This window comes from uncultured Methylibium sp. (assembly GCF_902826655.1).
Classification (GTDB): Bacteria; Pseudomonadota; Gammaproteobacteria; order Burkholderiales; family Burkholderiaceae_C; genus Methylibium.
On the sequence record NZ_CADEFR010000009.1, the window covers coordinates 28,786 to 48,508 of the forward strand.

General features: G+C 72.3%; 18 protein-coding genes. 13 read left to right on the plus strand and 5 right to left on the minus strand.

Features of this window, described 5'->3' with window-relative positions; all coding sequences use genetic code 11:
* Positions 1–25 precede the first annotated feature (25 nt).
* Genes QZV97_RS06185 through QZV97_RS06195 form a run of 3 tightly spaced genes read left to right on the plus strand, consistent with a single transcriptional unit; the run spans position 26 to position 1,497 of the window.
* Positions 26–619, plus strand: coding sequence for a chromate transporter (locus QZV97_RS06185; RefSeq protein WP_295640133.1), 594 nt, complete (start codon positions 26–28; stop codon positions 617–619).
* Between the two features lie 58 nt (positions 620–677).
* A complete protein-coding gene (locus tag QZV97_RS06190; protein ID WP_295640136.1) occupies positions 678–1,211 on the plus strand; it encodes a chromate transporter in 534 nt (177 codons plus the stop codon).
* Positions 1,212–1,218: 7 nt separating this feature from the next.
* Positions 1,219–1,497 (plus strand): GNAT family N-acetyltransferase, encoded by a 279-nt coding sequence (locus QZV97_RS06195; protein WP_295640139.1) that lies wholly within the window; start codon positions 1,219–1,221, stop codon positions 1,495–1,497.
* 251 nt (positions 1,498–1,748) lie between these two features.
* Here the strand turns inward: QZV97_RS06195 and QZV97_RS06200 are convergent, their stop codons facing one another.
* Positions 1,749–3,050, minus strand: coding sequence for a hemolysin family protein (locus QZV97_RS06200; RefSeq protein WP_295640142.1), 1,302 nt, complete (start codon positions 3,048–3,050; stop codon positions 1,749–1,751).
* A gap of 55 nt (positions 3,051–3,105) precedes the next feature.
* Between QZV97_RS06200 and QZV97_RS06205 the strand changes: the two genes are divergently transcribed.
* Both QZV97_RS06205 and QZV97_RS06210 read left to right on the plus strand, forming a co-directional pair.
* On the plus strand, positions 3,106–3,639 hold the full coding sequence (locus QZV97_RS06205; protein ID WP_295640145.1) for a hypothetical protein: 534 nt from the start codon (positions 3,106–3,108) through the stop codon (positions 3,637–3,639).
* 21 nt (positions 3,640–3,660) lie between these two features.
* Positions 3,661–4,053: a PPC domain-containing DNA-binding protein gene (locus QZV97_RS06210; RefSeq protein WP_295640148.1), complete on the plus strand. Its 393-nt coding sequence runs from the start codon at positions 3,661–3,663 to the stop codon at positions 4,051–4,053.
* A gap of 6 nt (positions 4,054–4,059) precedes the next feature.
* On the opposite strand, the gene QZV97_RS06215 is transcribed toward QZV97_RS06210, so the two are convergent.
* Both QZV97_RS06215 and QZV97_RS06220 read right to left on the minus strand, forming a co-directional pair.
* The gene (locus QZV97_RS06215) at positions 4,060–4,884 is read right to left on the minus strand and encodes an alpha/beta hydrolase (RefSeq protein ID WP_295640152.1); all 825 of its coding nucleotides are present in this window, start codon (positions 4,882–4,884) and stop codon (positions 4,060–4,062) included.
* Positions 4,885–6,621, minus strand: coding sequence for a long-chain fatty acid--CoA ligase (locus QZV97_RS06220; RefSeq protein ID WP_295640155.1), 1,737 nt, complete (start codon positions 6,619–6,621; stop codon positions 4,885–4,887).
* Positions 6,622–6,828: 207 nt separating this feature from the next.
* Here QZV97_RS06220 and QZV97_RS06225 point away from each other — a divergent pair, with 207 nt between their 5' ends.
* The 6 genes from QZV97_RS06225 to QZV97_RS06250 all read left to right on the plus strand — a co-directional run bounded on the left by QZV97_RS06225 (position 6,829) and on the right by QZV97_RS06250 (position 15,210).
* Entirely contained in the window at positions 6,829–7,350 is a 522-nt protein-coding gene (locus tag QZV97_RS06225; protein WP_295640159.1) for a hypothetical protein, read from the plus strand.
* Between the two features lie 61 nt (positions 7,351–7,411).
* Positions 7,412–7,762, plus strand: coding sequence for an FKBP-type peptidyl-prolyl cis-trans isomerase (locus tag QZV97_RS06230; protein ID WP_295640162.1), 351 nt, complete (start codon positions 7,412–7,414; stop codon positions 7,760–7,762).
* 80 nt (positions 7,763–7,842) lie between these two features.
* Positions 7,843–10,464, plus strand: a complete 2,622-nt coding sequence (locus QZV97_RS06235) for a diguanylate cyclase (protein WP_295640165.1) — start codon at positions 7,843–7,845, stop codon at positions 10,462–10,464.
* 60 nt (positions 10,465–10,524) lie between these two features.
* A complete protein-coding gene (locus QZV97_RS06240; RefSeq protein ID WP_295640168.1) occupies positions 10,525–11,889 on the plus strand; it encodes a TAXI family TRAP transporter solute-binding subunit in 1,365 nt (454 codons plus the stop codon).
* 63 nt (positions 11,890–11,952) lie between these two features.
* Positions 11,953–13,305: an NAD(P)/FAD-dependent oxidoreductase gene (locus QZV97_RS06245; protein ID WP_295640171.1), complete on the plus strand. Its 1,353-nt coding sequence runs from the start codon at positions 11,953–11,955 to the stop codon at positions 13,303–13,305.
* An 87-nt stretch (positions 13,306–13,392) separates the two neighbouring features.
* The gene (locus QZV97_RS06250; protein ID WP_295640174.1) at positions 13,393–15,210 is read left to right on the plus strand and encodes an aminopeptidase P family protein; all 1,818 of its coding nucleotides are present in this window, start codon (positions 13,393–13,395) and stop codon (positions 15,208–15,210) included.
* A gap of 11 nt (positions 15,211–15,221) precedes the next feature.
* On the opposite strand, the gene QZV97_RS06255 is transcribed toward QZV97_RS06250, so the two are convergent.
* On the minus strand, positions 15,222–15,905 hold the full coding sequence (locus tag QZV97_RS06255) for a hypothetical protein (RefSeq protein ID WP_295640177.1): 684 nt from the start codon (positions 15,903–15,905) through the stop codon (positions 15,222–15,224).
* Positions 15,906–16,137: 232 nt separating this feature from the next.
* Here QZV97_RS06255 and QZV97_RS06260 point away from each other — a divergent pair, with 232 nt between their 5' ends.
* Entirely contained in the window at positions 16,138–17,478 is a 1,341-nt protein-coding gene (locus tag QZV97_RS06260) for an ATP-binding protein (protein ID WP_295640180.1), read from the plus strand.
* Positions 17,479–17,493: 15 nt separating this feature from the next.
* Here QZV97_RS06260 and QZV97_RS06265 read toward each other — a convergent pair whose 3' ends face one another.
* A complete protein-coding gene (locus QZV97_RS06265; protein WP_295640183.1) occupies positions 17,494–18,306 on the minus strand; it encodes a TIGR00266 family protein in 813 nt (270 codons plus the stop codon).
* A gap of 174 nt (positions 18,307–18,480) precedes the next feature.
* Between QZV97_RS06265 and QZV97_RS06270 the strand changes: the two genes are divergently transcribed.
* A complete protein-coding gene (locus tag QZV97_RS06270) occupies positions 18,481–19,719 on the plus strand; it encodes a GGDEF domain-containing protein (protein ID WP_295640185.1) in 1,239 nt (412 codons plus the stop codon).
* Positions 19,720–19,723 lie beyond the last annotated feature (4 nt).

The window sequence follows — 19,723 nt, forward strand, 5'->3', positions numbered from 1 at the left end:
GGCATGCGGCGACTACCATCGCCGCATGACCGACGACGACGCGGCGCCGCTGGCGCGCCCGGCCTCCTGCACCGAGCTGTTCACGGCCTTCACCGCCCTGGCGCTGCAGGGTTTCGGCGGCGTGCTGGCGGTCGCCCAGCGCGTGCTGTGCGAAGACCGGCGCTGGCTGAGCAAGGCCGAGTTCCTCGAGATGCTGGCGCTGGCGCAGGTGCTGCCCGGGCCCAACGTCTGCAACCTGTCGCTGATGGTCGGTGACCGCTGGTTCGGCACGCGCGGTGCCTTCGCCGCGCTCGCCGGGATGATGGCCGTGCCCCTGCTGATCGTCCTGGCCGCGATCGCGCTGTACGCACAGTTCGCCAGTCACCCGCTGGTCGCCGGGGCGCTGCGCGGCATGGGCGCCGTGGCGGCCGGGATGATCGTCGGCACGGCTGTCAAGCTGGCCGGCCCGCTGCGCGCCAGCCCGCTCGGACTGCCGGTTGTCGCCTTGCTGGGCGGCGCCTGCTTCGCGGCGGTCGCGCTGCTGCGCTGGCCGCTGGTGTGGGTGCTGCTGGGGCTCGGCCTGCTGGCCTGCGGGCTGGCGTGGCGGCGCCTGGCGCCGTCGGCGGAGCGCGGCGCATGAGCGCGCCGGGCCGCTCTCGAGCGCGAATCCCGGAGCGCTCTGCGCGGAGGGTCGACCCATGAGCGGCCCAGAGGCGTCGACGCTGCTGTCGCTGTTCGGCCACTTCCTGCTGCTGTCGCTGCTGTCGATCGGCGGCGCCATCACGGTGGCGCCGGACATGCACCGCTGGATGGTGGCCGAGCAGCACATGCTGACCGATCCGCAGTTCGCGTCGGCCATCGCGATCGCGCAGGCCGCCCCCGGCCCCAACGTGCTGTTCGTGCCCCTGCTCGGCTTTCAGGCCGCGGGGCTCGCCGGGGCGGTGGCGACGCTCGTCGGCATCATGCTGCCCTCGGCGACCCTGGCGCTGCTGGCGACCCGCTGGGGCCACGCGCGCCAGGACTGGCGCGCGGTGCGAGCCTTCAAGACCGGCATGGCACCGATCACGCTGGCGCTGATCGCCGCGACCGGTTGGCTGCTCGCCGCCCCGTGGGGCGAATGGCGTCCCTTGCTGCTGACCGCCGCCGCGGCGCTGCTGGTCTGGCGCACCCGGCTGCACCTGCTGTGGCTGATCGGCGCCGGCGCCGCGCTGGGCATGGCGGGCTGGGTGTGAGAGCCGCATGACGACCGTCGTCCACAACGCCGCGGCCTCGCGCTTCGAGGCGCTGGTCGACGGACTGCAGTGCGTCGCCGACTACGAGCTGCGGCGCGGCGTGATGGTGATGCATCACACCTACGTGCCTGCCGCGCTGCGCGACCGGGGCCTGGCGGCCGCGCTGGTGCGCGAAGCTTTCGCGTACGCGGCTTCGCAGGGACTCAGGATCCGGCCGCAATGCTCGTACGTGTCGAGCTACGTGCGCCGCCACCCGGAGACCCGGGACCTGATTGCGTCGGTTTGAAACCGGCCCTGTCACCGAGCAATCCGACCGGAATGAGGGGGCGGGACCCCCCGTTCGCGGCATAGCCGCGCGATCATCCGTGCCGAGAATGCAAAGCGTCGAGGCCCCGCTGCCCCGCCCCCCAGGCGACGGCGACGGAGCGCAGACGACGGGTCGAGCTTCCGGGCCCTGGGCTCCCTGCGGGGAGTCCACCAACAGGAGCACCAATCGAGGCCCCTGCCCCCGTCACCGGCGGCAGGGGCTTCCCACATTCAGGCCCCGGTCTCGCCGGGCAGGCGCGTCACCATCACCTGGTCGATCTTGTGGTTGTCGACGTCGAGCACCTCGAAGCGGTGCCCGGCGACGCTGACGCAGTCGGTGCGGCGCGGGATGCGCCGCAGCATCACCATCAGGAAGCCCGCCAGCGTGTCGTACTGGCCCTGGTGCGGCAGTTCGTCCAGTTCCAGCGCGCGCAGCACGTCGGGGATCGGCGTCAGGCCGTCGATCAGCCAGGAGTTCTGGTCGCGCCGGACGATCTGCTCCTCGGCCCAGGGCGAGACCAGGTCGCCCATCACCGTGCTCATCACGTCGTTGAGCGTGATCACGCCGACCACCAGGCTGTACTCGTTCATGATGACCGCGAAGTCGTCGTGCGCGGTACGGAACTGCTCGATCACCTCCGACAGCGTGAGCCGGTCCGGGATCACCAGCACCTTGTGCAGCACGCCCTCGGCGTCGAGCTCGATCGACTGCTGGTTCAGCACGCGGATCAGCAGGTCCTTCGCGTCGACGTAGCCCAGCACGTGGTCGATGTCGCCGTCGCAGACCAGGTAGGTGGAGTGCGGGTTCGAGGTGATGCGCGCGCGGATCAGCTCCGGCGGGTCGTCGCGCAGGAAGTGCACGATGCGGTCGCGCGCGGTCATCGCGCTCTCGACCGTGCGCGTGTCGAGCTCGAAGACGTTGGCGATCAGCTGCTGCTCCTCGTGCGCCAGCAGCCCGCCGGCGGCGCCGGCCTCCGCCATCGCCAGGATGTCGGCGTGCGTGACGCGGTCGTCGCGCGTCGTCTTGATGCCGAACAGCGCGAACAGCGCGTCGGCCGCCTTGTCGAAGACCCAGACCACCGGCTTGAGCAGACCCGTCAGTGCGCGCATCGGCCCGATCAGCTGGAGCGCCACCGCTTCCGGATTGCTGAGCCCCAGCCGCTTGGGGAAGAGATCGGCGAACAGGATGAACACCGCCGTGATGGCCAGGAAGGACAGCAGGAAACCGGCGGTCTGCGCGGTCTCGGGCGCCATCACCGCGCCGAGCCAGCGCGTCAGCGTCGGCGTCAGCGCGCCTTCGCCGACGATGCCGCCGAGGATCGCCACCGCGTTCAGCCCGATCTGCACCACCGTCACGTAGTGGCCCGGCTGCTCCTGCACGGCCAGCACCTGCAGCGCGCGCCCATCGCCGTCGTCGGCCATCTGCCGCAGCCGCTGGCGTCGCGCCGCCGCCAGCGACAGCTCGGCCATCGAGAAGAAGGCGCTGGCGCCGATCAGGGCGACGATGACGATGAGGCTGGTGCCGGCGTCCATGCTGCCGGGCAGTGTAGCCAGCGGTAGCATCGTCGCGAGCTTCCGGAGCTGCCCGATGCGCCTGTGCCCCCGCCCCTTCGTCCCGCTGCTGCTGGCGCTGCTGACTGCCGGCACGATCGCCTGCCCGAGCGACCCGTCGCCGCGCGAGGCGGGCGTCCTGCTGTCGGCCCAGGTCAGCGATGCCGCACCCCTGGCGCTGCGGCGCGCCGACCTCGAGTCGCTGCCGCCGCAGAGCGTCAGCAGCAAGCGCGTGATCGAGCGCAACGGCGCGCGCGACGAGCAGACGCTGGTCTACGGCGGCTGGCTGCTGCGCGACGTGCTGGCGCGCGCCGGCTTCGGCGATGGCCAGCGCGGCGCGCGCACCTGGGTGGTCGAGGCGGTCGCGACCGACGGCTACCGGGCCGTGTTCTCGTGGGGCGAGCTCTACAACAGCGCGCTCGGCGACCAGGTCTACGTGATCGGCTCGCAGGACGGCAAGCCGCTCGATGCGGTCGCCGGCCCGCTGTCGCTGCGCTCGCTGGCCGACCTGCGCCCCGGAGCCCGCCACGTGCGCAACCTGTGCGCGCTGCAGGTGCGGCCGCTGCGCTGATCGCCGCCGATGCCGACCCCGATGCGCCTCGCGCTCCGCCTCGAACCCGGCACCGACCTGCGGCTCGGCCTGGAAGCGCTGGCGCGCGATCGCGGCTGGCCGGCGGCTTTCGTCGTCGCCGGCATCGGCAGCCTGCGCGTCACGGCCCTGCGCCTGGCCGACGCCGCCGAGCCGACCTGGCTGCACGGGCCGGTCGAGCTGCTGACGCTCGCGGGCTCGCTGTCGCCGGACGGCGCCCACCTGCACGCCAGCGTGGCCGACGCGCAGGGACGCGTGACCGGTGGCCACGTCGCGGCCGGCTGCGAAGTGCGCACGACCGTGGAACTGCTGGTCGAGCTGCTCGAGCAGCAGGCCTTCACGCGGGCCTTCGATGCGCAGACCGGCTACGCCGAGCTGAAGATCGACGCGCGCTGAGGCGGCTCAGCCGCGCCCGCCGACAAAGGCCGCGAGGGCGGCATCGAAGGCCTGGGGCTCGTCCAGGTTGGGCAGATGCCCGGCGCCGTCCAAGACGAGCGGCTGCGCGCCGGCGATCGCCGCGACGAGCGCCGCGCAGCGCTCCTGCAGATGAGGAAAGTCGAGCGTGCCCCAGGCGACCAGCGTCGGCTGGCGCAGGCGATCGAGCCGCTCCCAGGCCGGCGGCGGATCGAGCGCGCGGCCCACGTCGCCGGCACGCAGCGCGATGCCGTTCATCGAGAGGAAGAGTTCGCGGGCCGGCCCCTGCACGCGACCCGCCTCGCCGGACACGCCGTCGAGCCAGAGGCGGGCCTCGACCTCGTTGAGGCGATCCGCATCGCCGCTCGCCTCGGCCGCTTCGCAGGCATCGACCAGCTGCCGGATCGCCGGCGCGAAGGCCTCGGGCTCAGGCGCGCCGCTGACCGCCGGCGCCACCAGCACCAGGCCGAGCACGCGGCGCGGCTGCGCCAGCGCAGCGTCGAGCGCGATGCGCCCGCCCTGCGAGCAGCCGACGAGCACCGCACTGCGCAGGCCCGCCGCGTCCATCGCGGCCCACAGGTCATCGACCTGGGCATAGGTCTGGGCCTGCGCGACGCGGGTCTCGCCGAAGCCGCGGCGGTCGTAGGCCAGCACCGGGTGGGCCGGCGCAAAGCTCGCCAGCTGCGCCTGCCACATGCGCCGGTCGGCCACGCCGGCATGCAGGAAGACCAGCGGCACGCCGCTGGCGCCGGGTCGCGACTCGTGCTCGGCGACCAGGGTCGCCGCGGCGCGCCGGACCTCGAGCCGCGCCACTCAGCCGCCCCGGGTCGGCGCGCGCGTCTTGGCGTCCTCGCGCTCCTGCAGCACGCGCCACAGCACCTTGCCGGCGCCGGACTTGGGCAGCGCGTCGACGAACTCCACGTCGCGCGGGTACTTGTACGCGGCCATCTGCTCGCGCGCCCACTCGACGATCTGCTCGGCGGTCACGTCCTGGCGGTCGTGGCGCTTGACGATCACCGCCTTGACCGACTCGCCGCGGTAGGCATCGTGGGTCGCGATGATGCAGGCCTCCTGCACCGCCGGATGCTTGTAGAGCATCAGCTCGACCTCGGCGGGCCAGACCTTGAAGCCGCTGGCGTTGATCATCCGCTTGAGCCGGTCGGTCAGGAAGAAGTAGCCTTCCTCGTCCATGCGGCCCAGGTCGCCGGTGCGGAAGAAGAGCTTGTCGTCGCCCTTGATCTTCACGAAGGCCGCGGCCGTGGCCTCCGGGTGGCGCCAGTAGCCCTTGAAGACCATCGGGCCGTGGGTGACGATCTCGCCGGTCTCGCCGGGCAGCAGCTCCTCCAGCGTGTCCGGATTGACGACGCGCGAGTCGACGCCGTAGATCGGGATGCCCAGGCACTGCAGCTTGGCGCGCTCGGGCGGGTTGCCATGGCTGGGCGCGGCGGTCTCGGTCAGGCCGTAGCCTTCGGCGAAGGTCAGGCCGAACTCGTCCAGCAGGCGCTGCGCCACCGCGTGCGGCATCGCCGCGCCGCCGCCGCTGATGTAGCGCAGGCTCGAGAGGTCGAAGGCCTTGTAGTTCGGGCTGCCGAACAGGTCGATGATCATCGTCGGGATGCAGGTCCAGTGCGTCACGCGATGCCGCGAGATCAGCGTGCCGGCCAGCTCGCGGTCCCAGCGCGGCATCAGCACGACCGTGCCGCCCAGGTAGACCGAGCCCAGCACCGAATACATCATCCCGGTGACGTGGAACAGCGGCACCACGCCCAGCGACACCGACTCGGGGCCGCCGTAGCCCCACTGCCCGCCGCCGACGGCGTTGCTCATCAGCGTGCGGTGGGTGTGCATGCAGCCCTTGGGCAGGCCGGTGGTGCCGGACGTGTAGGGCAGCAGCGCCAGGTCGTCGGGCTGCGCGGTGTGCGGTCCGGGGGCATGACCGGCCGCGATCGCATCGGGCCAGCGCGTGACCGGCAGGTCGGGCGACACGCTGGTCGGCAGGGGCGGGTCGGCGCGCAGCCACTGGTCCATCGCCGGCGCCACCGACAGGCCCTCGGGATAGCGATCCGGCAGGGCGTCGGCATAGCGCGTCACCAGCAGGTGCTGCAGGCGCTGCGCCGGCGGCAGCGCGGCATCGGCGGTGGCGACGTTGACGGCCAGGTCCGCGCTGGCAACGACCACCCGCGTCTGCGGATCGGTGATGTAGTGACCGACCTCGTCGGCCTTGTTCATCGGGTTGACCGGTACGACGACGGCGTCGGCGCGCAGGATCGCGTAGTACGCCACGATGTACTGCGGACAGTTCTGCAGGTACAGCGCCACGCGCTCGCCGGCCTTCACGCCGGCCACCCGCTGCAGCCAGCCGGCCAGCGCCTCGGCCTGGCGCTGCAGTTCGCGGTAGCTCAGCGTGCGGCCGAGGAACACGTAGGCGGCCTTGTCCGGATAGCGCCGCGCCGTCACCTCCAGGTTGAACCACAGGGTCGTGTCGGGGATCACCAGTTCGCGCGGCAGGCGTGCCGGCCAGACCTTGAGATGCGGCCGGTCGGCGGGCACGGGGCTCGTGGGGCTCGTGGGGCTCGGGGGGCTCGGGGGGCTGACGGGACTCACAGGGCTCACGGGCAAGGTCTCCAGCGGCGGTCGAGCCCGGCACCTTACGCCTCGCGCCGATGCTTGGGCAGTGGGGCTCGGCCCGAGGGAACGTCGCCTAGGCGACAGCGCCCGGCCCGCCCTGGGCGCGCGTATTGCATGCCACCGGCCACCATGCTGCCCCCGCCCAGCCCCCGTCGCCGCGCGGCGCCGACCATCCTCGACATCGAGGCGTCGGGCTTCGGCCGCGGCAGCTATCCGATCGAGATCGGCTTCGTGCTGCCCGACGGCAAGGGCTGGTGCACGCTGGTCCGGCCCGAGCCGGACTGGCAGCACTGGGACGCCGCTGCCGAGGCGCTGCACCACATCCCGCGCGAGCTGGCGCTGCAGCACGGGCGCAGCGCGCGCGAGGTGGCGGCCACGCTGAACGAGCGGCTGCGCGGGCAGATCGTCTACTGCGACGGCTGGGCCCACGACTACGCCTGGCTGGCCCGGCTGTTCGACGCGGCCGACATGACGCCGGCGTTCCGTCTCGACCACCTGCGCAGCCTGCTCGACGACGACGCGGCGCAGCGCCTGCCGGGCGCCAGGCAGCAGGCGGTGGCCGAGGCCGGTCCGCAGCAGCGTCATCGCGCCAGCACCGACGCGCGCCTGCTGCAGCAGGCCGTGCTGCGCCTGCAGGCCCGCGTCGACTAGCGCCGGGGCGGCGGCGCGCGGCTATGCTGCGCGCTTTTCCACTTCCAGAAGGCGCAGCACCATGCAAACCACCGCTTCCGGCCTGCAGTACGAAGACACGACCGTCGGCAGCGGCGCCACCGCGCAGGCCGGCCAGGACGTGCGCGTGCACTACACCGGCTGGCTCTACAACGACGGCGTCGCCGGCAAGAAGTTCGACTCCAGCAAGGACCGCGGCGACCCCTTCGAGTTCTCGCTCGGCGCCGGCATGGTGATCCGCGGCTGGGACGAGGGCGTGGCCGGCATGCAGGTCGGCGGCACGCGCCGGCTGGTGATCCCCGCGGCCCTGGGCTACGGGGCCCGCGGCGCCGGCGGCGTGATCCCGCCCAACGCGACGCTGCTGTTCGAGGTCGACCTGCTGGCGGTCGGCTGAATCGTCGGCTGAAGAATCCGCGGCGGCCGCCGATAACGAGGCGCAACCCTGCGCCGCGGCTGCGGCGCGCCTGACGTTCGATGGTCACCGCCGCCCCTTCCACCGCCGCGCCGCGTCGCCGGCCGCTCCCGCTGCACAGCGCCCTGCTGGCGGTGGCGGCGCTGTTGCTGCTCGCGCTCGGCGTGGCGACGCGGATCACGCTGCAGGAAGCCCACCGCGACGAGATGCAGCGCGCCCTGCGCGACGCCGACCGCAGCGCCCAGAAGCTCGCCGTGCGCGTCCGCGAGGTGCTGCACTCGGTCGACCAGACCACGCTGCTGGTCAAGGCGCTGCAGGAGACCGGCAACCCGATGGACCTGACGGACCTGCGCCATGCCGGCCTGCTGGCCTTCGAGGTGACCCACTCGGTCTTCGTGGCGGACCGCCGCGGCATGGTGACCGACAGCAGTTCCATCGACGTGCCGCTCAACATCGCCGACGACGAGGATTTCAAGCGCCATCTGCGCTACAACGACCTCGGCCTGACGATCGGCCTGCCGCAGCCGCATCCCTTGACGCAGGGCTGGATGATGCCGGCGATGCGCGGCCTGACGCGCGACGGCAGCGACTTCGACGGCGTCGTCGTCACGCTGATCGACCCCGCCGCGCTGACGCGCGGCTTCCACGTCAGCGAGGCGCCAGGCACCGCGATCAGCGTGCTCGGTCTCGACAACCTGGTGCGCTCGCGGCTGCTCGACGGCCAGCAGACCTACGGCGGCAGGATCGACGCCACGCGGCTGCAGGCGCTGGCGCTGCGGATGCGCGAGACGCTGACGGCCACCGTCAGCCCGGTCGACCTGCAGCGGCGCTTCGTGGCCACCGCACCGGTCGACGGCCACCCGCTGCTGGCCGTGATCGCGATCGCCGCGGATCCGGTGATCGCCGCCTACGAGGCGACACGCGCCAAGCTGCTGGCCGGCGCGGCGTCGATCGCGCTGCTGATCCTGGCCGCCGCAGGCGGGCTGTGGAAGCAGGCACGGCGCCTCGACGCGACCCGCGAGGTCGAGCGCAACGCGAAGGCGCTGTACGCGGCGACGCTGGACGGCAGCCTCGACGCCTTCTGGCTGCTGCGCGCCGAGCGCGGCGCCGACGGCGCGATCGAGGACTTCACCGTCACCGATGCCAACCGCCGTGCCGCATCGGTGCTGGCGATGGAGCGCAACGCGATGATCGGCCGGCGCGCCTGCGAGCTGGTCCCGTCGATGCGCAGCGACGGCCTGATGGAGCTGCTGCGCAAGGTCATGGCGCAGCAGCGCCCGATCGACGTCGAGGCGCTGGGCGTGACGGCCGAGGTGCACGATCGCTGGCTGCACTACCAGGTCGTGCCGGTCGGCGACGGCGTGGCGCTGATCATGCGCGACATCACCGATCGCAAGCTGGCCGAGCAGCGCCTGGCCGAGCGCGAGAGCTTCTTCCGCACCCTGCTCGACATGCTGCCGCTGGCGGTCTACGCCAAGAGCGTGCGGCCGGCGACGCGCGGCCGCTTCATGTACTGGAACCGCGCCGCCGAGCGGACCTTCCACGCCCCGGCAGAACGCGTGATCGGGCAGCGAGCCCAGGACTTCCTGCCGGCCGACGTCGCCGCACGCAGCGACGCCCATGTCGAGGCCCTGCTGGCCCAGCCGCGCCTGACGCACTACCCCGAGCTGGTCTACGACGGCCCCGACGGTCGCCGCTACCTCGACGTCAGCAAGGCGCCGGTGCTGGGCACCGACGGCGAGATCGACCACATCCTGGTCGTGGCCGACGACGTGACCGCGCGCCGCGCCGATGCCGAACGGCTGCGCCTGACCTCGCGGGTCGTCGAGGAGACCGGCGATGCGATCGTGCTGAGCGACCGCGACGACCGCATCATCCAGGTCAACGCCGCCTTCCTGGCGATGACCGGCCAGCCGCTCGACGGCCTGATCGGCCGCTGGGCCGGCGACGCCGGCCTGCCGGCCCTGAGCGATGCCGACCTGCCTGGCGTGGAGTCCTCGCTGCGCGAGCATCGCCGCTGGACCGGCGAGAGCCGCCAGCAGCGGCGCGACGGCAGCCGCTTCGACATCTGGCTCAACGTCATCGCGATCGCCGACGAGCGCGGCGTGGTCACCCACCATGCGCGCCTGTTCGCCGACATCACCGTCTTCAAGGACCAGAAGCAGCAGCTGGCCGACCTGGCGCGGCGCGACGCGCTGACCGGCCTGCCCAACCGCCGTCACTTCGAGGAGGAGCTCGAGGCGGCCACCGCACGCGCGCGCCGCTCGGGCCAGCCGCTGGCGCTGGTCTACCTCGATCTGGACGGCTTCAAGCACGTCAACGACACGCTCGGCCACGAGGCCGGCGACCTGCTGCTGATCGAGGTGGCGCGCCGTCTCAAGGCCCAGGTGCGCGGCACCGACCTGGTGGCGCGACTCGGCGGCGACGAGTTCACCGTGCTGCTCGAGAACGCCGGCGGCGCCGACGACCGGCTGCAGCAGTGCGAGCGTCTGGTCCAGGCGCTGTCGCTGCCGCATGCCCTGGGCGGACGCCAGGTCGTGTCGACGCCCAGCCTCGGCATCGCGGTCTACGCGCCGGGCGAGACCGTCGAGAACCTGCGCCGCCGCGCCGACGTCGCCATGTACGAGGCCAAGCGCGCCGGCAAGGCCTGCGTGCGGGTCGCCCCCGAGGCTGCAAGCGGCTGAAACACCGCGGTGCCGCGCGCGGCCAGCGGCGAGAATGCGGCGGACCCGACGCCCCCGCCGATGCCTCCCGCCCTGCGCCACACCCTGCTGAGCACCCGCGACCTGCTGGTCACCGCCGGGCCCTTCGTGCTGCTGGCCGCCCTGCTGCTGGGGCTGGCGTACTGGGCCCTGGATCCGACGCCGCCGAAGAAGGTGGTGCTGGCGACCGGCCCGGCCAACGGCGCCTACGCCGAGTTCGGCCAGCGCTACCAGGCCCAGCTCAGGAAGTTCGGCATCCAGGTCGAGCTGCGCGGCACCGAAGGCTCGTCCGAGAACCTGCGGCTGCTCGAGGACGCCGACTCGGGCGTCGACTTCGCCTTCGTCCAGGGCGGCGCGGGCCGGCTGCGCAGCGGCGAGGACGAGGCGCCGCCCGACCTGGTCTCGCTGGGCAGCCTGTTCTACGAGCCGCTGTGGATCTTCTACCGCGAGGCCAGCGCGCAGCAGCGCCTGAAGCGCGAGCGCGTCGACAAGCTGTCCGAGCTGAAGGGCTGGCGCGTCAACATCGGTGCCAAGGGCAGCGGCATCACCAACCTGATGAAGCGCGTGCTGTCGGCGAGCGGCCTCGAGCCCGAGGACATCGTCGCCGAGCGCATGAGCCAGACGCCCGCGGTGATGGCCTTGCTGGACGGCAGCATCGATGCGCTCGCGCTGGTCTCGGCGCCGGAGGCCCCGATGGTGCAGCTGCTGCTGCAGACGCCGGGCATCCGCCTGCTGGACTTCGCGCAGGCCGAGGCCTACACGCGCCGGCTGCCGATGCTGGCGGCCGTGCGGTTGCCGCGCGGCGTCGTCAAGCTCGACGCCGACCTGCCGCCGCAGGACATCGACCTGGTGGCGCCGACCGCGATGCTGGTCGCGAAGCCCACGTCGCATCCGGCACTGCAGCGCCTGTTCGTGCAGGCCGCGAACACCATCCACAGCGAGGCCGGCTGGTTCCAGACGCGGCGCGAGTTCCCGAACCGGCGCGCCACCGAGCTGCCGATGGCCAAGGAAGCGGACCGATTCTTCGACACCGGCCCGCCCTTCCTGCAGCGCTACCTGCCGTTCTGGCTGGCCAATCTGATCGACCGCATGTGGGTGGTGCTGGCGTCGATCATCGTCGTGCTGCTGCCGCTGTCGCGCGTGCTGCCGCCGCTGTACGAGCTGCGCATCCGCTCGCGCGTGTTCCGCTGGTACGCGAAGCTGCGGCAGATCGAGGAGAGCCTGGCCGGGCAGACCGAAGGGGCCCAGCCGCTGATGGAGCAGCTGGACCAGCTCGACGCCCGCGTCAAGCAGCTGCAGGTGCCGCTGTCGCACGCCGACGAGCTGTATGCGCTGCGCAGCCACATCGACCTGGTGCGCAAGAAGCTGCGCGCGCTGGGGGCACAGACCCCGGGCGCGGCCGCCTGAGCGGCGGCAACGAACCTGCCTTTCCTATTCGCGCGGGCACGGCGTGCCACAGTCCGCATCACCATGAGCCACGCTCCCGACTCCCCTGTCCGTCCCCGCGTCGTCATCATCGGCTGCGGCTTCGGCGGCATCGAGGCGGTGCGCGCCCTGGCCCGGGCCGAGGTCGAGATCACGCTGATCGACCGCACCAACCACCACCTGTTCCAGCCGCTGCTCTACCAGGTGGCCACGGCCAACCTGTCGGCGCCGGCGATCTCGGGGCCGATCCGCCACATCCTGCGCAAGGAGATGCAGCGCGGCCGGCTGACGATCCTGCTCGGCGAAGTCACGGCCATCGACACCGCGGCCCGCAGCGTCGAGCTCGACGGCGGCAAGGAGCGCATCCCCTACGACCACCTGATCGTCGCCGCCGGCGCGACGCACAGCTACTTCGGCAACGACCAGTGGGCCCAGCACGCGCCGGGCCTCAAGACCCTGGCCGATGCCTTCACGATCCGCCGCCGCGTGCTGATGGCCTTCGAGCGCGCCGAGCGCAAGCACGACGAGGCCCAGCGCATGAAGTGCCTGACGTTCGCGGTCGTCGGCGCCGGCCCGACCGGCGTCGAGATGGCCGGCCAGCTGGCCGAGATCGCCCACCACACGCTGCCCGACGAGTACCGCCGCATCGACTCGCGCCGCGCGCGCGTCCTGCTGATCGAGGGCGGGCCGCGCGTGCTGTCGGCCTTCACCGAGGAGATGTCGGGTCGGGCGAAGGCGCAACTCGACATGCTCGGCGTCGAAGTCCTGACGAACGCCAGGGTGACGGGCATCGACGCCGAAGGCCTGGACTACGACAGCCCCGACGGCCCGCGCCGCATCGACAGCCAGACCATCGTCTGGGCCGCCGGCGTGGCAGCCTCGCCGCTGGGACGGTCGCTGGCCGGCAGCAGCGGCTGCGAGACCGACCGCGCCGGCCGCGTCGTCGTGCAGGCCGACCTGACGATTCCCGGCCATCCGGAGATCTCGGTGGTCGGCGACCTCGCCGCGGCGAAGAGCCATCCGAAGAAGGGCGAGCCGACGCCGGTGCCCGGCGTCAGCCCGGCCGCCAAGCAGATGGGCCGCCAGGCCGCACAGAACCTCCTGCGCCGCCTGCGCGGCGAGCCGACGCTGCCGTTCCGCTACCTCGACTACGGTGCGCTCGCCACCATCGGCCGTCGTGCCGCGATCGCCTCGGTCGACGTGCCGGTGCTCGGCACGGTCAAGTTCAGCGGCGCCTTCGCCTGGCTGTTCTGGCTGTTCGTGCACATCTACTTCCTGATCGGCTTCCGCAACCGCCTGGTGGTGCTGAGCGACTGGGCCTGGGCCTACTTCAGCTTCGAACGCCAGGCCCGGGTGGTGGCCGACCCCGAGGTGCCGCCGGCCAAGACCGTGGCTTGAGCGCCGCGGCGTCGACTTCCTAGAATCGGGCCATCGCACGGCGCCGCCGACCCGGCAGCGTCGCGTCCCTCCCGACCCAGGAAGCCGATGGACACCCGCACCCACCCCGCCCGCCTGCGGCTCGAGCAGCTGCGCACCCGCATGGCCGCGAACGGCTTCGACGCCGTGCTGCTGCCGTCCAGCGACCCGCACCTGTCGGAGTACCTGCCCGGCCACTGGCAGGGCCGCGAATGGTTCTCGGGCTTCACCGGCTCGATGGGCACGCTGGTCGTGCTGGCCGATCGCGCCGCCCTGTTCGCCGACAGCCGCTACTGGGTCCAGGCCGAGGCCGAGCTCACCGGCAGCAGCGTCGAGCTCGTGAAGATCGCGACCGGCAGTTCGGCCGCGCATGTCGACTGGCTGGTCGCGCAGCTGAAGCCCGGGCAGACGCTCGCGGTCGACGGCGCGGTGCTGGGCCTGGCGGCGGCGCAGTCGCTGCGCGCCGCGCTGGCGACAGCCGGCATCGCGCTGCGCACCGACACCGACCCGCTGGCCGGCGCCTGGCCCGAGCGGCCGACCCTGCCGACGGCCGGCGTCTACGAGCACCGCGCGCCCGAGGCACCGACCTCCCGCGCCGACAAGCTGTCACTGTTGCGGACGGCCATGGCGCAGCACGGCGCGAGCCACCACCTGGTCTCGACGCTCGACGACATCGCCTGGCTCTTCAACCTGCGCGGCGCGGACGTCGACTACAACCCGGTGTTCCTGGCACACGCGATCGTCGCGCCGGGCGGCGTGCAGCTCTTCGTCGGCGACGGCAAGATCGACGCGGCACTGGCCGCGACGCTGGCCGCCGACGGCGTGCAGTTGCGGCCCTACGACGCGGCCCGCGCGACGCTCGGCGCGCTGCCCGCCGACGCGACGCTGCTGATCGACCCGCGACGCGTCACCCTCGGCCTGCGCGAGGCGGTGGCGGTCGGCGTGCGCATCGTCGAGTCGATCAACCCGTCGACGCTGGCCAAGAGCCGCAAGACCGCCGCCGAAGCCGGCTTCATCCGCGAAGCCATGGCGCGCGACGGCGCCGCGATGTGCGCCTTCTACGCCTGGTTCGAGCAGGCGCTCGGCCGCGAGACGATCACCGAGCTGACGATCGCCGAGCGCCTGAGCGCGGAACGCCAGAAGCAGCCCGGCTACGTCAGCCTGAGCTTCCCGGTGATCGCCGGCTTCAATGCCAACGGTGCGATGCCGCACTACCGCGCCACGCCGGACTCGCACGCCATCGTCTCCCGCCCCGACGGAGTCGCGGCCGACGGCCTGCTGCTGATCGACTCCGGCGCGCAGTACCTCGGCGGCACCACCGACATCACGCGCGTGTGGCCGATCGGCACGCCGAGCGCCGCCATGAAGCGCGACGTCACGCTGGTGCTCAAGGGCACGATCGCGCTGTCGCGCGCGCGCTTTCCGCGCGGCACGCCCAGCCCCATGCTGGACGCGCTGGCGCGCGCGCCGCTGTGGGCCGAGAGCCTGGAGTTCGGTCACGGCACCGGCCACGGCGTCGGCTACTTCCTCAACGTGCACGAAGGCCCGCAGTCCATCAGCAAGGCCGTGCCCGCGCCCGAGATGGCGATGGAAGCCGGCATGGTCACCAGCATCGAACCGGGCCTGTACCGGCCGGGCCGCTGGGGCGTGCGGATCGAGAACCTGGTGATGAACGTCGCCGCGCCGGCCGACGAGTTCGGCGACTTCCTCGAGTTCGAGACCCTGAGCCTGTGCCCGATCGACACCCGCTGCATCGACCGCAGCCTGCTGCGCGAGGACGAGATCGCCTGGCTGAACGGCTACCACGCACGGGTGCGCGAGCGACTGGCGCCGCTGACGCACGGCAGCGCCCGAGCGTGGCTGGAGGCCCGCACCGAGGCCTTGTAGCGCGCCAACCGTCAGCGATCCGGGGTGGTTCCACCACTCCGGCGCGCGGCAATCCGGGTTACAACGGAAGCGACGCCTGCCGGGCGCGCCTCGCCATGACACCGCTGCGATTGCCGACCAGCCACCCTCTCGCCGCCATCGGTGGGGGGGTCCTGTGCGTCGGCGCACTGGTCTACGGCGTGCTCGCGTGGAACGCGGTGCGCGCCGAGCAGATCGCCCGCATGCAGACCGTGCTGGAGATCGCGCAGAAAGCCACCAACAGCTACTTCGTCGAGCTCGAGGCGTCCATCGAAGGACTGGGCGACGCGCTGCAGGCCGGCCCCGGCCTCGAGGACATGCCCCGCGCGTCGACCCTGATCCGGCGCTTTCGCGACCTGCACCCCACCTTCACGGCGATCAACCTGCTGGACGTCGACGGCCGGATCGTCGCTGCGGCGGTTTCGCCGGATCGCGCGATGCTGCCGCGCGTGACGCGCGTGCGCGGGCCATCGTGGGTCGAGTTCCTCGAGAGCCTGACGCCGCAGACCAAGTTCGACCTCGGGCGACCCCTGCGTGCGACCGTCGCGCCCGGCTGGTTCGTCCCGATGCGCCACGTCCTGCGCGGCGCGGACGGCCGGCCGGTCGCCTTCATCTCGGCCACGCTGCCGGCCGACGTGCTGCAGCGCTTCTGGAGCGACGCGCCGGTGGTCGCCCATTCGTCGCTGGGCATGATCCGCGACGACGGCTACCTCATCAGCCTGTTCCCGGCGCCGCCCCAGTCGACGCAGGACAGCATCTACGGCAGTCCGCGCACGGGGGTCGTGCCGCGCGGCGGCAGCGGAGCCTCGCGCAGCGGCTACGCGCAGCGGCTACGCGCAGGGCGAGTCGTCGATCCTCGGCCTGGCGGGCGGCTATGCCTTCCAGCGGCTGGAGAACTACCCGCTGACGATGTTCGTCGCCACGCCGCTCTCGGTCTACTGGCAGGGCTGGTGGGCTGCCGTGCGGGTGCCCTTCCTGCTGCTCGCCCTGCTGGCGGTCGCCGGCGCGACCGCCCAGCGCGTGCTGCGCACCCGCCAGCTCGCGCTCGAAGCCGAGCGCCGCCGCGCCGAGGCCGCCATGGTCGAGAAGCGTCTGGCCGAGCATGCGAACCGCACCAAGACCGAGTTCATGGCGCGGATGAGCCACGAGCTGCGCACGCCGCTGAGCGCCATCCTCGGCTTCACGCAGATCCTGCAGCGCGACACGCCCGGCACGCTGGTCCCGGCGCAGCAGCGCGAGCTGGAGCACGTGCTGCACGCGGGTCATCACCTGCTGTCGCTGATCGACGACCTGCTGGACCTGTCCCGCGTCGAGGCGGGCACGCTGCGCCTCGACCTGACCGAGGTCGATGCCGCCGACGTCGTGCGCGATGCGATGCGGCAGATGGCGGCGCAGGCCGAGGCGCGTCGAATCTCCATCGAGCTCGAGGTCCCGGCGCAAGCCCTGCCCGCGGTGCACGCCGACCGCACGCGCCTGCGGCAGGTGGTGCTGAACCTGCTGTCGAACGCGGTCAAGTACAACCGCCCGGGCGGCCGCGTCACGCTCACCCTGAGCGCCGGCGACGGCATGCTGCACCTGCGGGTCACCGACACCGGACCGGGACTGACGCCGCAGCAGGTCGAACAGCTGTTCCAGCCCTTCAACCGGCTGGGCCGTGAAGGCGGCGACATCCCGGGCACCGGCATCGGCCTGATCATCACGCGCAGCCTCGTCGAGCTGATGGCCGGGCGGCTCGAGGTGGTGAGCGCGCCGGGCGTCGGCACCGACTTCCACGTCGAACTGCCGCTGTCGCCGTCGCGCGAGGCCGCGGGCGAGCATTCCGGCGGCCCGGAGCCGGCTCCCCAGGCCGCGGCACCTCCCGGCGCCGGCGCGGTGATCTACATCGACGACGAGGAGACCAATCGCATCCTGATGCAAGCCTACCTCGCGGCCCGCCCCGCCGTCCGTCTGCAGTCGACCGGCTCGGGGCACGAGGGCATCGCGATGGCGCGCGCAGCGCCGCCGGACCTGCTGCTCATCGACATGATGATGCCGGGCATGAGCGGGCTCGACGTTCTGGCCGCGGTGCGGGCCGACGAGACGCTGCGCGGCCTGCCCTGCATCGCGATCTCGGCCAACGCCATGCCCGAGGAGATCGACGCAGCGATGCGGGCGGGATTCGACGGCTACCTGGTCAAGCCGCTCGCGGTCGACATGCTGCTGCGCGAGATCGATCGACGGCTCTGTCCGGCAGCGCAAGGCACGCGCTAGCCCGCCGGGGAGACTTCACTCCTCGTCGCCGCCCAGCACCGAACCGAGCAGGCCACCCGCGCCGAAGCCGCCGAGCACCGAGCCCTCCTCGCGCGAACCGCCACGCTGCGGCGCGGCAGCGAACACGCGGCTCGCCAGGCGCGAGAACGGCAGGCTCTGCAGCCACACCGTGCCGGGTCCGGTCAGCCTGGCGAAGAACAGGCCCTCGCCGCCGAACAGCGCGGTCTTGATCTTGCCGACGTACTGGATGTCGAAGGCGGTGTGCTGCGTGTAGGCCACCACGCAGCCGGTATCGACCATCAGGGTCTGGCCGGGCTGCAGCTCGCGCTTGAGGATGCTGCCGCCGGCGTGCACGAAGGCGAGACCGTCGCCGTCGAGCTTCTGCATGATGAAGCCCTCGCCGCCGAAGAAGCCGACACCGAGCTTGCGCTGGAACGCGATGCCCAGGCTCACGCCGCGCGCCGCGCACAGGAAGGCGTCCTTCTGGCAGATCAGCGTGCCGCCCAGCGCCTTGAGGTCCATCGCGAGGATCTTGCCCGGATAGGGCGCCGCGAAGGCGACGCGCTGCTTGGCGGCAGCGTTGTTGGTGTAGACCGTCGTGAACAGCGACTCGCCGGTGATCAGCCGCTTGCCGGCACCCAGGAGCTTGCCGAAGATGCCGCCCTGCTGCGCCGAGGCGTCGCCGAACACCGTGTCCATGCCGATGCCGGCGTCCATGAACATCATGCTGCCGGCCTCGCCGATCGCCGCTTCGCCGGGGTCGAGCTCGACCTCGACGAACTGCATCTCCGCGCCCTTGATCTCGTAGTCGACCACGTCCATTGCCATCTCGATCTCCATCAGTGCGATAGCGCACGTTTGCCAGCGCGGCATGGTAACGAAGCGTCGTGACGTAGTTCTGCGCGGCGCGGCGTTCTTCGACAATCGCTGTTGGCCTCACCCACCTTTGGGGGGATCCCCCCGAAGATCGGCCCCGGAGAATCGAGTCGACCTCCAGACGCCATGCCGGACTCCCCCGCCTCCTTCGCCCTGCACCTGCCCACGCTGATGCTCATGTCGGTCGTGGTCATGAGCGCGGCCGCGGCCATCATGACCATCTTCGGCATCAGCCAGCGCGTCTACCGCGGCTACTGGTGGTGGACCGGCGCGATGTGGCTGGCCGCGGCCGGCGCGGTGCTGCACGCGGTGCGCGGCGTCTGGCCCGAGGCCGTGGTGCCGGGCATCTTCCTGGTGCTGGTGTGGCCGATGCTGATCGTTACCGGCGTGCGGCGCTTCTTCGCACGCGACCGATTGTTCTCCAGCCCGGCCATCGACGCGACCGCGTTCGCGCTCTGTTATGCGGCCTGGCTGGCCTGCTGGGTCGGCGACATGCCGCAGCTGGTGCGCTCGACGGCGTTCAGCCTGTCCTCGCTGCTGCTCTACCTGTACGCGGCCGTCTTCCTCTACCGGATCGAGGAACGCCGGCGCAGCCCGGCCCTCAAGCTGCTGGTGCTGCTGATGATCGCGATGGCCGCCGTGCCGCTGCTGCGCGTGGTGGCGCTGGTCGGCATGGCCGGCGCCGGCGACCTGCCGGCGCGTCCGCTGGTGGCGGCCGGCGTGGTGCTGCCGCTGCTGATCGGCATGCTGTTCACCGTCTACCTGTGCCTCGTGCTGACGCACGAGCGCACGGTGCGCGACCTGCGCGAGACGCAGCGCCAGCTGCGCGTGCTGGCCGACATCGACATGCTGACGCAGGTGCCGAACCGTCGTCACTTCGAGGAGCTGGCCACCGCGATCGTCGGCCGCAGCGGGGCCCCCTCGGCCGTGCTGGTGCTGTTCGACATCGACCACTTCAAGCGCATCAACGACACGCTCGGGCACGCCGTCGGCGACGAGGCGCTGCGACTGGTCGCACGCTGCACGCGCGAGACGCTGCGCACCCGCGACGTGATGGGGCGCGTCGGCGGCGACGAGTTCATGCTGCTGTTGCCCGGCGCGAGCGTCGACGACGCGCTGCTGGTGGCCGAGCGCATCACGCGCCGGCTCGATGCGCAGCGCAGCAACCTGCCCCTGCCGCTGAGCCTGAGCTTCGGTGTCGTGCAGATCGAACCCAGCGAAGCGCTCGAGTCGGCCCAGCACCGCGCCGACCAGGCGCTCTACGAGGCCAAGCGCCAGGGCCGCCGCCGCGCCGTGCCGGCCGCGTTGCGCGGGCCGGACACGGTGTTCGGCGAGAGCCGCTCCCTGGGTTTCGAGCCGCAGTGACGGC

What these genes read in the sequence shown, in the direction of transcription:
- QZV97_RS06185 (WP_295640133.1), top strand. Translation starts at nt 26, where the DNA reads ATGACCGACGACGACGCGGCGCCGCTGGCGCGCCCGGCCTCCTGCACC.
- QZV97_RS06190 (WP_295640136.1), top strand. Translation starts at nt 678, where the DNA reads ATGAGCGGCCCAGAGGCGTCGACGCTGCTGTCGCTGTTCGGCCACTTC.
- QZV97_RS06195 (WP_295640139.1), top strand. Translation starts at nt 1,219, where the DNA reads ATGACGACCGTCGTCCACAACGCCGCGGCCTCGCGCTTCGAGGCGCTG.
- QZV97_RS06200 (WP_295640142.1), bottom strand. Translation starts at nt 3,050, where the DNA reads ATGGACGCCGGCACCAGCCTCATCGTCATCGTCGCCCTGATCGGCGCC.
- QZV97_RS06205 (WP_295640145.1), top strand. Translation starts at nt 3,106, where the DNA reads ATGCGCCTGTGCCCCCGCCCCTTCGTCCCGCTGCTGCTGGCGCTGCTG.
- QZV97_RS06210 (WP_295640148.1), top strand. Translation starts at nt 3,661, where the DNA reads ATGCGCCTCGCGCTCCGCCTCGAACCCGGCACCGACCTGCGGCTCGGC.
- QZV97_RS06225 (WP_295640159.1), top strand. Translation starts at nt 6,829, where the DNA reads ATGCTGCCCCCGCCCAGCCCCCGTCGCCGCGCGGCGCCGACCATCCTC.
- QZV97_RS06230 (WP_295640162.1), top strand. Translation starts at nt 7,412, where the DNA reads ATGCAAACCACCGCTTCCGGCCTGCAGTACGAAGACACGACCGTCGGC.
- QZV97_RS06235 (WP_295640165.1), top strand. Translation starts at nt 7,843, where the DNA reads ATGGTCACCGCCGCCCCTTCCACCGCCGCGCCGCGTCGCCGGCCGCTC.
- QZV97_RS06240 (WP_295640168.1), top strand. Translation starts at nt 10,525, where the DNA reads ATGCCTCCCGCCCTGCGCCACACCCTGCTGAGCACCCGCGACCTGCTG.
- QZV97_RS06245 (WP_295640171.1), top strand. Translation starts at nt 11,953, where the DNA reads ATGAGCCACGCTCCCGACTCCCCTGTCCGTCCCCGCGTCGTCATCATC.
- QZV97_RS06250 (WP_295640174.1), top strand. Translation starts at nt 13,393, where the DNA reads ATGGACACCCGCACCCACCCCGCCCGCCTGCGGCTCGAGCAGCTGCGC.
- QZV97_RS06255 (WP_295640177.1), bottom strand. Translation starts at nt 15,905, where the DNA reads ATGGGCGACCACCGGCGCGTCGCTCCAGAAGCGCTGCAGCACGTCGGC.
- QZV97_RS06260 (WP_295640180.1), top strand. Translation starts at nt 16,138, where the DNA reads ATGTTCGTCGCCACGCCGCTCTCGGTCTACTGGCAGGGCTGGTGGGCT.
- QZV97_RS06265 (WP_295640183.1), bottom strand. Translation starts at nt 18,306, where the DNA reads ATGGCAATGGACGTGGTCGACTACGAGATCAAGGGCGCGGAGATGCAG.
- QZV97_RS06270 (WP_295640185.1), top strand. Translation starts at nt 18,481, where the DNA reads ATGCCGGACTCCCCCGCCTCCTTCGCCCTGCACCTGCCCACGCTGATG.